The organism is Tropicimonas aquimaris (assembly GCF_042676185.1).
GTDB classification, from domain to species: Bacteria; Pseudomonadota; Alphaproteobacteria; order Rhodobacterales; family Rhodobacteraceae; genus Tropicimonas; species Tropicimonas aquimaris.
Genome location: NZ_JBHTJT010000060.1, coordinates 66,193 through 78,300, shown reverse-complemented (window position 1 = coordinate 78,300; position 12,108 = coordinate 66,193). Strand labels below are relative to the sequence as shown.

Below are 12,108 nucleotides of genomic sequence, written 5' to 3'. Positions count from 1 at the left end.
CATGGCGCTGATCACCATGCGACAGCTGCTGGACCACGCTGCAGAGCACAATTACGGCGTGCCTGCCTTCAATATCAACAACATGGAGCAGGGTCAGGCCATCATGGAGGCGGCCAGCGAGGTGGACGCGCCGGTGATCATGCAGGTCTCGCGCGGCGCCCGCGGATATGCCACCGACATCATGCTCGCCAAGATGGTCGAGGCGCTGGCGCGGATCTATCCCAACATCCCGCTCTGCATGCACCAGGACCACGGCAACAACGAGGCCACCTGCATGACGGCGATCTCGCACGGTTTCACCTCGGTGATGATGGACGGTTCGCTGGAGGCGGATGGCAAGACGCCGGCCTCCTACGAGTACAACGCGACCATCACCGAACGTGTCTCGCGCATGGCCCATTGGGTCGGTGCGTCGGTGGAGGGCGAACTTGGCGTGCTGGGCTCGCTGGAGACCGGCGAGAGCGCGGCCGAGGACGGGCACGGGGCGCAAGGCAGGCTCAGTCATGACATGTTGCTGACGGACCCGGACCAGGCCGCGGCATTTGTCGCCCATACCAAGGTCGATGCGCTCGCCATTGCCTGCGGCACCTCGCATGGCGCCTACAAGTTTTCCCGCAAGCCCACGGGGGACATCCTAGCGATGGATGTGATCGAGGCAATCCACGCCCGCCTCCCGGATACCCATCTGGTCATGCACGGCTCCTCTTCGGTGCCACAGGAACTGCAGGACATCATCAACCAATTCGGCGGAGAGATGCCCCAGACTTATGGCGTGCCGGTCGAGGAGATCGAACGCGGCATCCGCCATGGCGTGCGGAAGGTGAATATCGACACCGACTGCCGAATGGCGATGACCGGCCAGTTCCGCAAGATCGCGATGGAGGACCCGTCCGAATTCGATCCGCGCAAGTTCCTCAAGCCCGCGCGCGACGCCATGCAGGACCTTTGCCGGGACCGTTTCGAACGCTTCGGCACGGCAGGGCGCGCCTCCTCCATCCGGGTCATCCCGATGGACGACATGGCTGCCCGCTATTCCGCCGGATCACTTGACCCACACCCCGCCACGGCGGCCCGTGCCGCGTGATCCTGCACTGGCGGGTAAAACTCCCGCCGGTTTCCATCGCATTGAAAATGCTCGAAAAAATGGTTGGGCCGGGCGCCGCTCGCGCGGCGCGGTCACACCGGCACCGTGACGACACTGATCAGCTTCAGGAGGTTTCCATGCCTTTCGACCGTTCCATCAAGATTGCCCCGTCCATCCTCTCCGCAGATTTTGCAAATTTCGGAGCGGAGATCCGCGCGATCGAGGCCGAGGGATGCGATTGGGTCCACATCGACGTCATGGATGGCCATTTCGTCCCCAACCTGACGTTTGGTCCGCCCGCGGTGAAGGCGTTCCGTCCCCATGTGACAACGGTGATGGACGTGCATCTGATGATCGCACCGGTCGATCCTTATATCGAGGCTTACGCCGATGCCGGCGCGGATGTTCTGACTGCCCATGTCGAGGCAACGCCCCATATTCACCGCACCCTGCAGGCGATCAGGGGCGCGGGGATGAAGCCCGGCATCGCGCTCAACCCCGGCACCCCGGCGGAGGCGGTCGAGCATCTGCTCGACCTGACAGACCTGATTTGTGTGATGACGGTGAATCCCGGCTTTGGCGGGCAGAAATTCATCGACATGACGGCCAAGATCCGCCGCCTGCGCGAGATGATCCGGGACCGTCCGATCCATATTGAGATCGATGGCGGGGTCGACCCGACCACGGCGCCGCTGGTGGCCTCGGCCGGCGCCGATGTTCTGGTTGCAGGATCGGCGGTGTTCCGCGGTGGGTCTGTCGACAACCCAGGCGCCTATGGCGACAACATCCGAGCGATCCGGGCCGCGGCTATGGCAATCGGAAATGCGGCCTGATGGTTCTGATCGTCTTCGATCTCGAAGCGACCCTGGCCGACTGCGCACCGGACCTTCACGGCGTCGCCAGCAGGATACTTGCCGAGGCCGGGTTTGCCCCACTCTTTCTCCAGGCGGCGCGTAACTTCATCGGCCGGAGCGCGGCTGCCTTCCTCCGGCGGAGGCGAATGGCCCTCGGCATTCCCGACAGCGAACAGGCGTCTCTGCTCCAACTCTTCCTGCGGGACTACGTGAAGCCTCGTCTCTTACCCGGACCAGCCCCGGTGTCCCCGAACCACCCGGGCGGCTCGCGGCAGACGGGTACTGGCTGGGGATCTGAACCGACAAGCCGCTGGCGCCGGCGCGGGCTGCTCACGTGTGTCTGGATCCGCCGGGGGGCTTCGAGGTGGTGATCGGCGACGACAATTCGCTGGTCCGGAATCCCGTCCCTGCGCCGTTCCATGAGGCGTTGACTGCCCTGGGCGACGAACCTGCACTTCTTGTCGGGGAAAGAGCGATCGACGCAGGGACAGCACGGCGAGCCGGCGTCCCTTTCCTGCTTTTCACGCAGGGGAATAACGAGTCCGGCCCCGACAGCATGGATGCGACGGTCCGTCTTCACAACTCCGCGCCGCTACCCGGACTGGTCGCGGCTTTCCCGGGGAGCGCGGCATGAGCCTCAAGGCGCTGATCTTCGATGTGGATGGGACGCTCGCGGAGACCGAGGAGGCGCATCGCCAGGCATTCAACGATAGTTTCGCATGTGCCGGGCTCGGATGGCACTGGTCGCGCGAGGAATATGGCTTGCTCCTGCGCACAACGGGCGGCAAGGAGCGTATCCGACGTTATTGCGTGGAGAGTGGCAGCGAGTTCCTTGGCGATCACGTCATCTCGTCCTTGCACAGGCACAAGACGGCCCGCTACGCGGAGATCATCGCTGACGGCGGTCTTTCCCTGCGTCCGGGCGTGCGGGAACTGGTGGCGCAGGCGCGCCAGGCTGGGATGTCCCTTGCCGTGGCGACCACGACCAACCGGCCCAATGTCGACGCGCTCTGCGTGGCGTGCTGGGGATGCCTTGCGAGCGATATGTTCGACGTGATCGCTGCCGGGGACGAGGTCGCTGCGAAGAAGCCTGCACCGGATGTCTACCAACTCGCGCTGAAACGGCTTGGATTGAAACCCTGCGATGCACTTGCATTCGAGGACAGCCGCAATGGGCTTTTGTCTGCCCGGGAGGCTGGTTTGCGCACGGTCGTGACGTCCTCGGCCTACACGCGAGACGAGGCATTCGCGGAGGCCGATTGGCTCCTGCCTGATCTGCGCCCCGAGACCCTTCCTTTGGAACTCCGCATGACGCTGGCCCCCGCTGCCCGACATCCGGCCGCATAAGGCAGGGGAGCGCGACCCTACAGTGGCGGGGCGGCTCTCCAGTCTCCCTCTTCGCGCAGGAAATCGAGGAAGGCGCGCGCTGCATTGGTCAGCCGCTTGCCTTTGCGATGTGCTGCAAACCACTGCCTATGAAGGGGAAATCCCTCGACGTCCAGGACTGCTATCGTGGAGGCGGCCAGTTCCAGCCGCAGCGAGCTGAGCGAAAGATAGGCGACACCGAAGCCGGAGGCCACGACCTGCTTGATCGCTTCGCTGTCGTCGAACTCCATGAGCGGCGATATTTCCACGCCGGCGGCCGCAAAGATCTCTTCGACCGCCAGCCGGGTGCCGGAGCCGCGTTCGCGCCCGATGAGCGGCTCCTGGGCGACCCGGGCCAACGGGGTGTTGCGTTGCGCCGTGAGGGGATGATCGGCCGATGCGGCAAGCACAATCAGGTTTTCCATGAATGGCTCCGCCACCACCGCCTCGCCTTCCGGCGGGCGGCCAGTGACATAAAGGTCGTCGGCGTTATCCGCAATTCGGGCGAGAACGGTCTCGCGGTTGGTGAATTGCAGACGCGGCTCGACCCTCGGGAAGCGCCGCTTGAACTGTCCAAGCGCCTGGGGAAGGAAGTATTTCGCCGTGGAAACGGCCGCGACAGAGAGCGGACCTGCGACCTCCCTGTGCATGTCTTCGAGCGTAGCCTGCATGTCCGAGATTCGGGAAAGGACATCGCGAGACGCTGCCGCAACCTCGGCGCCGGCAGCGGTCAGGTGTAGCTCCCGCCCGACCTTTTCGGTCAGCGGCAAGCCGATTTTTTCTTCGAGGGCCTTCACCTGCATGGAGACGGATGGCTGCGAGAGATGCACCTCTTCCGCTGCCCGCGAGACGGATCCGTTGCGGGTAACCGCTTCGAACAGGCGCATCTGCTGGAATGTTGGCGTGATGATTTTTATCATAGATAAAAGTCTATACTAAATATAAGAACAATCAATTTTCTTCTAATTATTAGTTTCTTTACCCTCTTGGCAAGGCTCGAGCCAAGGGAGGGAGTTTCGAGATGCCCAAAGATGATGTCAGGTCCTACAACGCAGGCGTGAAAGAGTACCGGGAGACCTACTGGACGCCTGAATACTTGCCCAAGGACACCGATTTCCTGGCCTGTTTCAAGATCATCCCGCAGGAAGGCGTACCCCGCGAGGAGGCCGCCGCCGCGGTGGCCGCCGAAAGCTCGACCGGCACCTGGACCACGGTCTGGACCGACCTGCTGACCGATCTCGATTATTACAAGGGCCGTGCCTACGCCATCGAGGACGTCCCGGGCAGCGACGAGGCCTTCTACGCCTTCATCGCCTACCCGATCGACCTCTTCGAGGAGGGTTCCGTCGTCAACGTGATGACCTCGCTGGTGGGTAACGTCTTCGGCTTCAAGGCGGTGCGCGCGCTGCGGCTGGAGGATGTCCGGGTTCCAATCGCCTATATCAAGACCTGTGGAGGCCCACCCCACGGCATCCAGGTCGAGCGCGATATCATGAACAAATATGGCCGCCCGCTGCTTGGCTGCACGATCAAGCCCAAGCTCGGACTCTCGGCGAAGAACTACGGTCGCGCCTGCTACGAGGGCTTGCGAGGCGGTCTCGATTTTACCAAGGATGACGAGAACGTAAACTCCCAGCCCTTCATGCGCTGGCGCCAGCGTTTCGACTTCGTGATGGAAGCGATCCAGAAGGCCGAGGCCGAGACCGGCGAGCGCAAGGGCCATTATCTGAACGTCACCGCGCCGACGCCGGAAGAGATGTACAAGCGGGCCGAATACGCCAAGGAGATCGGCGCGCCGATCATCATGCACGACTACCTCACTGGAGGCTTCACCGCCAACACGGGCCTCGCCAACTGGTGCCGCGACAACGGGATGCTGCTGCATATCCACCGCGCCATGCACGCCGTTTTGGACCGCAACCCCAATCATGGCATCCATTTCCGCGTGCTGACCAAGATGCTGCGCCTTTCGGGCGGCGACCACCTGCATACCGGCACCGTTGTCGGCAAACTGGAGGGCGACCGTGCCTCCACGCTCGGCTGGATCGACCTGTTGCGCGAGAAATTCGTCAAGGAGGACCGCTCTCGCGGTATCTTCTTCGACCAGGACTGGGGCTCCATGCCCGGCGCCTTCGCCGTGGCCTCGGGCGGCATTCATGTCTGGCACATGCCGGCGCTGGTCAACATCTTCGGCGACGACGCGGTGCTTCAGTTCGGCGGCGGCACGCTCGGCCATCCCTGGGGCAATGCGGCGGGGGCAGCGGCGAACCGCGTGGCGGTCGAGGCCTGCGTTCAGGCCCGCAACGAAGGACGCGAGCTGGAGACTGAAGGCAAAGACATCCTGACCGCCGCCGCCAAGTCGAGTCCCGAGCTCGCCACCGCGATGGAAACCTGGAAAGAGATCAAGTTCGAGTTCGACACGGTCGACAAGCTCGACGTCCAGCACCGCTGAACTTTCCGACATCCCCGCCGGCCCAGCACCCGGGCCGGCCAGAGCAAAGATTCAAGAGGACCCAATCATGAGCACGATGCAGGACTATCAGTCGTCCCTCTCCGACGTGAGCAGCCGCAAGTTCGAAACCTTCTCCTACCTGCCGGAAATGGCCGCGAACAGCATCCGAAAGCAGGTGGAGTACATCGTTTCAAAGGGCTGGAACCCCGCCATCGAACATACGGAGCCCGAAAACGCTTTCGGCCATTACTGGTACATGTGGAAACTGCCGATGTTCGGCGAGACCGATGTGGACCTGATCCTTGCCGAGGCCGAAGCCTGCCACCAGGCGCATCCGAACAACCACGTCCGGCTCGTCGGGTTCGACAATTACACCCAATCCAAGGGCGCGGAAATGGTCGTCTATCGCGGCAAGCCGGTCTGATGACGCGTCCCCGGCCCGCAAACGTCGGGCCGGAAATGTCGGGGAATGGAACATGAACGTTCAGAACATCGAGCAATACCGAGTCGGCGCCGAACCTTTCTACCGGGTGACCGCCGGAGAAGACGCTCTCTACGAGGCCGCCTATGCCCGCCGGATGCCGGTAATGCTCAAGGGGCCGACGGGTTGCGGCAAGTCCCGTTTTGTCGAATACATGGCCTGGAAGCTGGGCCGACCGTTGATCACCGTGGCCTGTAATGAGGACATGACCGCTTCCGACCTGGTCGGTCGCTTCCTTCTCGACAAGGATGGGACCGTCTGGCAGGACGGCCCTCTGACCACCGCCGCGCGGATCGGCGCGATCTGCTATCTCGACGAGGTGGTCGAGGCCCGGCAGGACACGACCGTCGTCATTCACCCGCTCACCGACCATCGCCGCCAGTTGCCACTCGACAAGAAGGGCGAGTTGCTCGAAGCGCATCCGGATTTCCAGCTCGTGATCAGCTACAATCCTGGCTACCAGTCGCTGATGAAGGACCTGAAACAATCCACCAAGCAGCGGTTCGCGGCGCTGGATTTCGACTATCCCGACGCGGAACCGGAAGCCGAGATCGTGGCGCGGGAAACCGGCGTCGATGCCGGGACCGCAGGCAAGCTGGTGCAGGTCGCCCACCGAACGCGCAACCTCAAGGGGCATGGTCTGGACGAAGGCATCTCGACCCGCCTGCTCGTCTATGCCGGGCAAATGATCGCCGAAGGAGTGGATCCCGTGGCCGCCTGCCGGATGACACTGGTCACGCCGCTGACCGATGATCCGGACATGCGCCAGACACTGCAGGCGGCGGTGGAAACCTTCTTTGTCTGAGGCCGCCGGAATGACGATCTCCCTCGACGATTACCTCGACTGCTTCGCCAAGGCGCCGCCCGAGCTGATCGAGACGATCGAGCCGGTCTTTCACGATGCGGCGCGGGTGATGAGCCCGGCCGGCTTGTCAGACTACATGGAAGGCGCGCGCGGGCTGTGCAACCTCGGCCGCGGCTACGATCTCGTCTTTGCGTGGCTTGAGAACATACCCCTGGTTGCAAAGGAATGCGGCGAGGACGTGATCCGCGACTGCCTCACGGCCGCGATGAAACTCAGTTCGATGACCTCAGGCGAGGTCATTGCATTGCTCTTCTCGTCGCTGCCCACTGCCGCCCGGCGGTTGGGCGACCCGGAATTGCTGCGCGGCTATCTGGCGCTGATCCATTCGCTCTCGGCCAGGGCCGCCCGAGGCCTGCGGCCAATGCTCTCCAATATCGACGAGTTGCTGTCCAAGCTCACGCTGTCTGGACTGCGCCGCTGGGCGACCTTCGGCGCCGAGGCCTACCGGCGCGACCTGCCCAACCTGACGCGCTACTTCGCGTTGGAAAGCGCGGATTCCCGCAAGGTCCTGCAGCAGGAGCGGCGCGGAACGCTCTTCATCGATACGCACCGCAAGTTGAACTTCTATCTCCGTGCGCTGTGGGGACGCGACTTCTTCCTTCGACCGACCGCCGCCGATCACGAGGGCTTCCGCCCCTACATCGAACATCACGTCTTGCACCTGCCGGATGCGCTCGACGATCTGGCCGATGTGTCCGGGCTCGAACTCTACCGTGCTATGGCCGCGCATCAGGCCGCGCATATCCAGTACAGCGACAACGCGATCTCCTCCGAGCAACTGACGCCCGCCCAGATGTTCTTCATCGGCCTGGTCGAGGATGCGCGCGTGGAATGGGTGGCCGCTCAGGCCTTTCCCGGACTGTCAAAGCTCTGGGGTCGGCTGTTGACACTGGATCGACCGGATGACGTCGAGCACGAAACGATCCTGTGGCTCGAAAGGTTTGCGGCCTTGCTGAACGACCCGGCGGCAGAGACCGGCCATGCGGCGCTCGATGCCCTTGGCGCGACGTTCCACGTCGGGATAGAGCGAAATGCTGCAGACAGCCGTTTCTCCTGGTCCCTCGGTCTGGAACTTTACCACGTGTTCGCAGCAACACGCGATGTGCCCAGCCTGCGCATCCTGAACACGATCCGTATTCCCTATCGCGACGACAATCGAATGGTTTGGGCCTTCGAGGAATTCGATTGGCGCGCGCATGGCGCCGAATATTTCCCCGCCAGCCAGCGACAGGTGCGCAAATACGTCTCCGTCATGGAAATGGCGCACGAGGTCGATGCGGAACTGGCTGGGGACGATGCGCAGGAAATCTGGGTCTGCAAGGACGAGTTTCGCCCCTACGAGGATGCCGGGGAGGCTACGACAAGCTTCAATGCGATGTGGGGCAAAGAGCCGATTTCCGCGCCGTTCCACTACAACGAATGGGATTATCAGGTGCAACTGCACCGGCCGGACTGGACAACGGTCTATGAACGCCGGGCAACGCGGGGCGATCCCGCACGGGTCGACGATATCCTTGCCGATCACCGTCCCGTCGTGCGCCGCATCCGGCAGATTATCGACCTGCTGACGCCCGCAGGTGTGGTCCGAGTGCGCGGCATGGAGGACGGAGACGAGATAGACCTCAACGCGGCCGTCGATGCAATGATCGCGATCCGCATGGGAGCGCAGCCCAATACACGAATAACGATGCGCAACGTGGTCCATTCCCGCGACCTCGCGGTGACGGTGCTGCTCGATCTGTCGGAAAGCACCAATGATCCGGCCCGCGGCAGCGACAAGACCGTGCTCGATCTTACCCGGGAGGCAGCCACCCTGGTGGCCACGGCGATCGCGGGCATAGGGGACCCCTTTGCGATACATGGCTTCGTCTCGGACGGCCGCCACGACGTGCATTACTATCGCTTCAAGAACTTCGATCAGCGTTTCGACGACGAGGCGAAGGCGCGCTTGGACGGGATGCGGGGGGGACTGTCGACCAGAATGGGCGCGGCGTTGCGCCATGCGGGCCAGGAACTCCTGAAACAGCCCGAGCGGCGCAAGCTGATCCTGCTTGTGACAGATGGCGAACCCGCCGATATCGACGAGCGCGATCCCCAGCACCTTCGACACGACACGCGGAAGTCGGTGGAGGAGCTCGCTTCGAGGGGTGTCACGACCTATTGCCTGACGCTCGATCCGAACGCCGACAGCTACGTCAAACGCATTTTCGGCGAGAACAACTACACGATTGTCGACCATGTCGAGCGCCTGCCCGAGAAACTGCCGAACCTTTTCGCAAGCTTGACGCATTGAGCCCGCAGGATACCGCGTGGCCGGTGCCGCGTGACGTGTCGAGTGGGGCCGTGGATCTGGGGTGTGGTGCCGGTGCGGCCGTGCCGTTAAGGATTGCCGGGGGACCACCAGAACCGGAGCCTCGTGCGCATGAACTCGACATTGACCGACGTCACCGCGATCACCCAACGCCTGATTGCCTTCGACACGGTCAACCCGCCGGGGCGCGAGAGGGAGGCCGCCGAATACTGCGCGCAACTCCTTTCGCGGGCCGGTTTCGAATGTCGGATCGTGGATCACGGCCAGAACCGCGCCAGCCTCGTCGCGCAACGCGGGGCCGCCCCGGGGCTGTGCTTCAGCGGCCATCTCGATACCGTGCCGCTGGGGCGCGTTGACTGGCGCCGGCCGGCGCATCTCGGGGTGGTGGAGGGCGACCGGCTTTTCGGACGAGGCAGCAGCGACATGAAGGGCGGCGTGGCGGCTTTCCTCGTCGCTGCCGCACGCAGCAATGCGCCGGTCTCCGTCGTGCTGGCCGCCGGCGAGGAGACGGGGTGTGACGGCGCGCGCTGGCTTGCGGAGGCCGGTGACCTGCCGCAGGCGCGGGCCGTCATTGTGGGCGAGTCCACCGACAATAACCCGCTGGCCGGCCACAAGGGCGCCCTGTGGTTGAACCTCGTCTCGCGCGGGCAGACGGCCCATGGAGCCACGCCCGAACTCGGGGTGAACGCCATCGCCGGGATGGCGGAGACACTGCGGCGCCTGTGCGCCTTCGATCCCGCGGTGAGCCATCCGCAGATGGGCCGGGCGACCTGCAATCTCGGGACCATCCGCGCCGGGATCAACGTCAATTCCGTGCCCGATCTCTGCGAACTGACGGTGGATCTGCGGTCGGTCGAAGGCGTTACGCATGAGGCGCTCACGCAAAAGGTGCGCGCGCTGTGCGATGCGGCCATCGAGATCGAGACCCTGCTGGACCTGCCCTCGGTCTGGACGGACCCGGCCTCGCCATGGTTCGCCGGGGCCGCCGAGCGGGTGCGCGCGATCACCGGGCGCGAGGGCGGTCCGGAATGTGCGACCTATTTCACCGACGCCTCGATACTGAAGTCGGCGATGGGCGGGCCCGAAGTGATGATCCTCGGGCCCGGCGCGCCGGATCAGCCGCACCGGACCGACGAATACGTCAGCACGGCGCGTCTTCACGAGGCCGTGGAGATCTATGCGGCGCTGATCGAGGAGTCCGCGTAAGCCGCCGAGTGGAAGTCGATCTCGAGCTGCTGGACACGGCCGAACAGGCGCACCGTCGCATCGCGCTCCGCCTCCGTCATGTCGGCGCCGAGCACATCGAGCCGGTCACGGAGCCAGGCGGCCTGGGCAGTGAAGCCGGGGGCCGCGTGCATGTCCACCCAGTCGCGCACCATGGGGTCGGTGATCGCGGCGTCCCTCAGGGCGGTGCACCAAGTCCAGTACATCCATTCGGCGGCGAACATCGCGGTGACGATGGCGCCGAAATCCCCGTCCCGGGCGATCTCCAGCATCCCATCGCGAAAGGCCGCCACGCGCGGATCGGCCTGCAGCGCGGCGTCGGGCGCGATGCCGCGCTGTGCAAACGCGGTCTCGAAATACGCCATCTGCTCGTTCGCGAGGGCGTCCAGCGTGCCGATCAGCTTGCGCCTGTCTTCGAGGTCCGTCGCCTTCGCGACCGCATAGCCGAAGATCGCCATGGCCGTCTCGACGAAGGCGCCCTCGATCAGCAGGTAGCGGTCAAAGACCGCCGCCGGCAACTCGTCCGCTGCGATATCCTGCACGAAGCGATGGGAGATCATCGCGGAAAAGACCGCGGCGTTTTCCTCCAGGATCCGGTCCGTGAGGTGCTCAGTCATCCAACCCCTCGCTCGCCGCGGCCACGAAGCTTTGCACCCGCGCGGGATCGACCGGGTTCCACCAGACGCCGCCTTCCTTGAGCGAGGAGGCGACGATGACGCCGTTGGTCCGCTTCAGGATGTCGAGGATGTTCGCCTCGGTGACGCCGGAGCCCACCAGCAGCGGCAGGTGGGTCGCGCCTCCGATCTCCTCGATCTCTTCCATCGTGGCGCTGTTGCCTGTGCGCTGGCCGGTGGCGATGATGCAGTCGCTGTCGAAGAAGGCGAGATCGCGGGTCAGTTCCGGGATCGGCCGGTCGGCGACGATGGCGTGGCTGCCGTGCTTCACATGGGCATCGGTGAAGATCTTCACCCGTTCGGCCCTGAGCAGCGCCCGGTAGCGCAGCGCCTCGGCGGCGCGGCCTTCCATGAAGCCCTCATTGGCAACATAGGCATTGGCCCACTGGTTCACCCGGATGAAATCGGCGCCCCCCGCAACCGCGGTCGCCAGCGCCGGCAGGGGCGCGTTGGCAAGCACGTTGATCCCCATGGGAACGCCGAACGCGCGCTTGATCCGGTCGGTCACGACCGACAGGAAGGCCGGGGTCTCCGGGCCGATATCCTCGGGCTTGGAGAAGGGGATGTCACCATGGTTCTCGACGATCAGCCCGTGCAGCCCGCCGGCGACCAGCCGCTCGGCATCGCGCATGCAGGCGTCGTAAATTTCGTCCAGCGTCTCGCCGCGGTAGCGGGGGGCGCCGGGGAAGGGCGGGCAATGGATCATTCCAATCAACGCCTTGTCGCGCCCGAAGATATCTCTTATCGCACCGGAAGTCCGGTCGGATATGAGTTGCATGTCATGACCTTTCGGTATGG

General features: G+C 64.1%; 11 protein-coding genes. 8 read left to right on the top strand and 3 right to left on the bottom strand.

The genetic code is table 11. From position 1 onward, the window contains the following. Nucleotide 1: 1 nt before the first annotated feature. The 3 genes from fba to ACFQ2S_RS23640 all read left to right on the top strand — a co-directional run bounded on the left by fba (nt 2) and on the right by ACFQ2S_RS23640 (nt 3,285). Nucleotides 2-1,084 (top strand): class II fructose-bisphosphate aldolase, encoded by a 1,083-nt coding sequence (gene fba / locus ACFQ2S_RS23650; RefSeq protein ID WP_386078881.1) that lies wholly within the window; start codon nt 2-4, stop codon nt 1,082-1,084. Nucleotides 1,085-1,221: 137 nt separating this feature from the next. Then, nucleotides 1,222-1,917: a ribulose-phosphate 3-epimerase gene (gene rpe, locus ACFQ2S_RS23645; protein ID WP_386078879.1), complete on the top strand. Its 696-nt coding sequence runs from the start codon at nt 1,222-1,224 to the stop codon at nt 1,915-1,917. 651 nt (nt 1,918-2,568) lie between these two features. Further along, nucleotides 2,569-3,285, top strand: a complete 717-nt coding sequence (locus ACFQ2S_RS23640) for an HAD-IA family hydrolase (RefSeq protein WP_386078877.1) — start codon at nt 2,569-2,571, stop codon at nt 3,283-3,285. Nucleotides 3,286-3,302: 17 nt separating this feature from the next. On the opposite strand, the gene ACFQ2S_RS23635 is transcribed toward ACFQ2S_RS23640, so the two are convergent. Continuing rightward, nucleotides 3,303-4,223 carry a LysR family transcriptional regulator gene (locus ACFQ2S_RS23635; RefSeq protein WP_386078874.1) on the bottom strand — a complete coding sequence of 307 codons (921 nt, stop codon included), beginning with the start codon at nt 4,221-4,223 and terminating at the stop codon, nt 3,303-3,305. Nucleotides 4,224-4,324: 101 nt separating this feature from the next. Here ACFQ2S_RS23635 and ACFQ2S_RS23630 point away from each other — a divergent pair, with 101 nt between their 5' ends. The 5 genes from ACFQ2S_RS23630 to ACFQ2S_RS23610 all read left to right on the top strand — a co-directional run bounded on the left by ACFQ2S_RS23630 (nt 4,325) and on the right by ACFQ2S_RS23610 (nt 10,618). Then, a complete protein-coding gene (locus ACFQ2S_RS23630; protein WP_386078872.1) occupies nt 4,325-5,755 on the top strand; it encodes a form I ribulose bisphosphate carboxylase large subunit in 1,431 nt (476 codons plus the stop codon). A gap of 67 nt (nt 5,756-5,822) precedes the next feature. Beyond that, the gene (locus ACFQ2S_RS23625) at nt 5,823-6,179 is read left to right on the top strand and encodes a ribulose bisphosphate carboxylase small subunit (RefSeq protein WP_386078869.1); all 357 of its coding nucleotides are present in this window, start codon (nt 5,823-5,825) and stop codon (nt 6,177-6,179) included. A 52-nt stretch (nt 6,180-6,231) separates the two neighbouring features. Further along, nucleotides 6,232-7,041 carry a CbbQ/NirQ/NorQ/GpvN family protein gene (locus tag ACFQ2S_RS23620; RefSeq protein ID WP_386078867.1) on the top strand — a complete coding sequence of 270 codons (810 nt, stop codon included), beginning with the start codon at nt 6,232-6,234 and terminating at the stop codon, nt 7,039-7,041. A 10-nt stretch (nt 7,042-7,051) separates the two neighbouring features. Continuing rightward, complete coding sequence (locus ACFQ2S_RS23615; RefSeq protein WP_386078864.1) at nt 7,052-9,394, top strand: nitric oxide reductase activation protein NorD; 2,343 nt, start codon at nt 7,052-7,054, stop codon at nt 9,392-9,394. A 129-nt stretch (nt 9,395-9,523) separates the two neighbouring features. Next, on the top strand, nt 9,524-10,618 hold the full coding sequence (locus ACFQ2S_RS23610; RefSeq protein WP_386078861.1) for a M20 family metallopeptidase: 1,095 nt from the start codon (nt 9,524-9,526) through the stop codon (nt 10,616-10,618). Here the strand turns inward: ACFQ2S_RS23610 and ACFQ2S_RS23605 are convergent. Both ACFQ2S_RS23605 and ACFQ2S_RS23600 read right to left on the bottom strand, forming a co-directional pair. Continuing rightward, nucleotides 10,588-11,253: a TenA family protein gene (locus ACFQ2S_RS23605; protein WP_386078858.1), complete on the bottom strand. Its 666-nt coding sequence runs from the start codon at nt 11,251-11,253 to the stop codon at nt 10,588-10,590. The two genes, ACFQ2S_RS23610 and ACFQ2S_RS23605, sit on opposite strands and share 31 nt — an antisense overlap. After that, nucleotides 11,246-12,088 carry a BtpA/SgcQ family protein gene (locus ACFQ2S_RS23600; protein WP_386078856.1) on the bottom strand — a complete coding sequence of 281 codons (843 nt, stop codon included), beginning with the start codon at nt 12,086-12,088 and terminating at the stop codon, nt 11,246-11,248. Before ACFQ2S_RS23600 ends, ACFQ2S_RS23605 begins: the two co-directional genes overlap by 8 nt. Between the last annotated feature and the right edge of the window lie 20 nt (nt 12,089-12,108).

What these genes read in the sequence shown, in the direction of transcription:
- fba (WP_386078881.1), top strand. Translation starts at nt 2, where the DNA reads ATGGCGCTGATCACCATGCGACAGCTGCTGGACCACGCTGCAGAGCAC.
- rpe (WP_386078879.1), top strand. Translation starts at nt 1,222, where the DNA reads ATGCCTTTCGACCGTTCCATCAAGATTGCCCCGTCCATCCTCTCCGCA.
- ACFQ2S_RS23640 (WP_386078877.1), top strand. Translation starts at nt 2,569, where the DNA reads ATGAGCCTCAAGGCGCTGATCTTCGATGTGGATGGGACGCTCGCGGAG.
- ACFQ2S_RS23635 (WP_386078874.1), bottom strand. Translation starts at nt 4,223, where the DNA reads ATGATAAAAATCATCACGCCAACATTCCAGCAGATGCGCCTGTTCGAA.
- ACFQ2S_RS23630 (WP_386078872.1), top strand. Translation starts at nt 4,325, where the DNA reads ATGCCCAAAGATGATGTCAGGTCCTACAACGCAGGCGTGAAAGAGTAC.
- ACFQ2S_RS23625 (WP_386078869.1), top strand. Translation starts at nt 5,823, where the DNA reads ATGAGCACGATGCAGGACTATCAGTCGTCCCTCTCCGACGTGAGCAGC.
- ACFQ2S_RS23620 (WP_386078867.1), top strand. Translation starts at nt 6,232, where the DNA reads ATGAACGTTCAGAACATCGAGCAATACCGAGTCGGCGCCGAACCTTTC.
- ACFQ2S_RS23615 (WP_386078864.1), top strand. Translation starts at nt 7,052, where the DNA reads ATGACGATCTCCCTCGACGATTACCTCGACTGCTTCGCCAAGGCGCCG.
- ACFQ2S_RS23610 (WP_386078861.1), top strand. Translation starts at nt 9,524, where the DNA reads ATGAACTCGACATTGACCGACGTCACCGCGATCACCCAACGCCTGATT.
- ACFQ2S_RS23605 (WP_386078858.1), bottom strand. Translation starts at nt 11,253, where the DNA reads ATGACTGAGCACCTCACGGACCGGATCCTGGAGGAAAACGCCGCGGTC.
- ACFQ2S_RS23600 (WP_386078856.1), bottom strand. Translation starts at nt 12,088, where the DNA reads ATGCAACTCATATCCGACCGGACTTCCGGTGCGATAAGAGATATCTTC.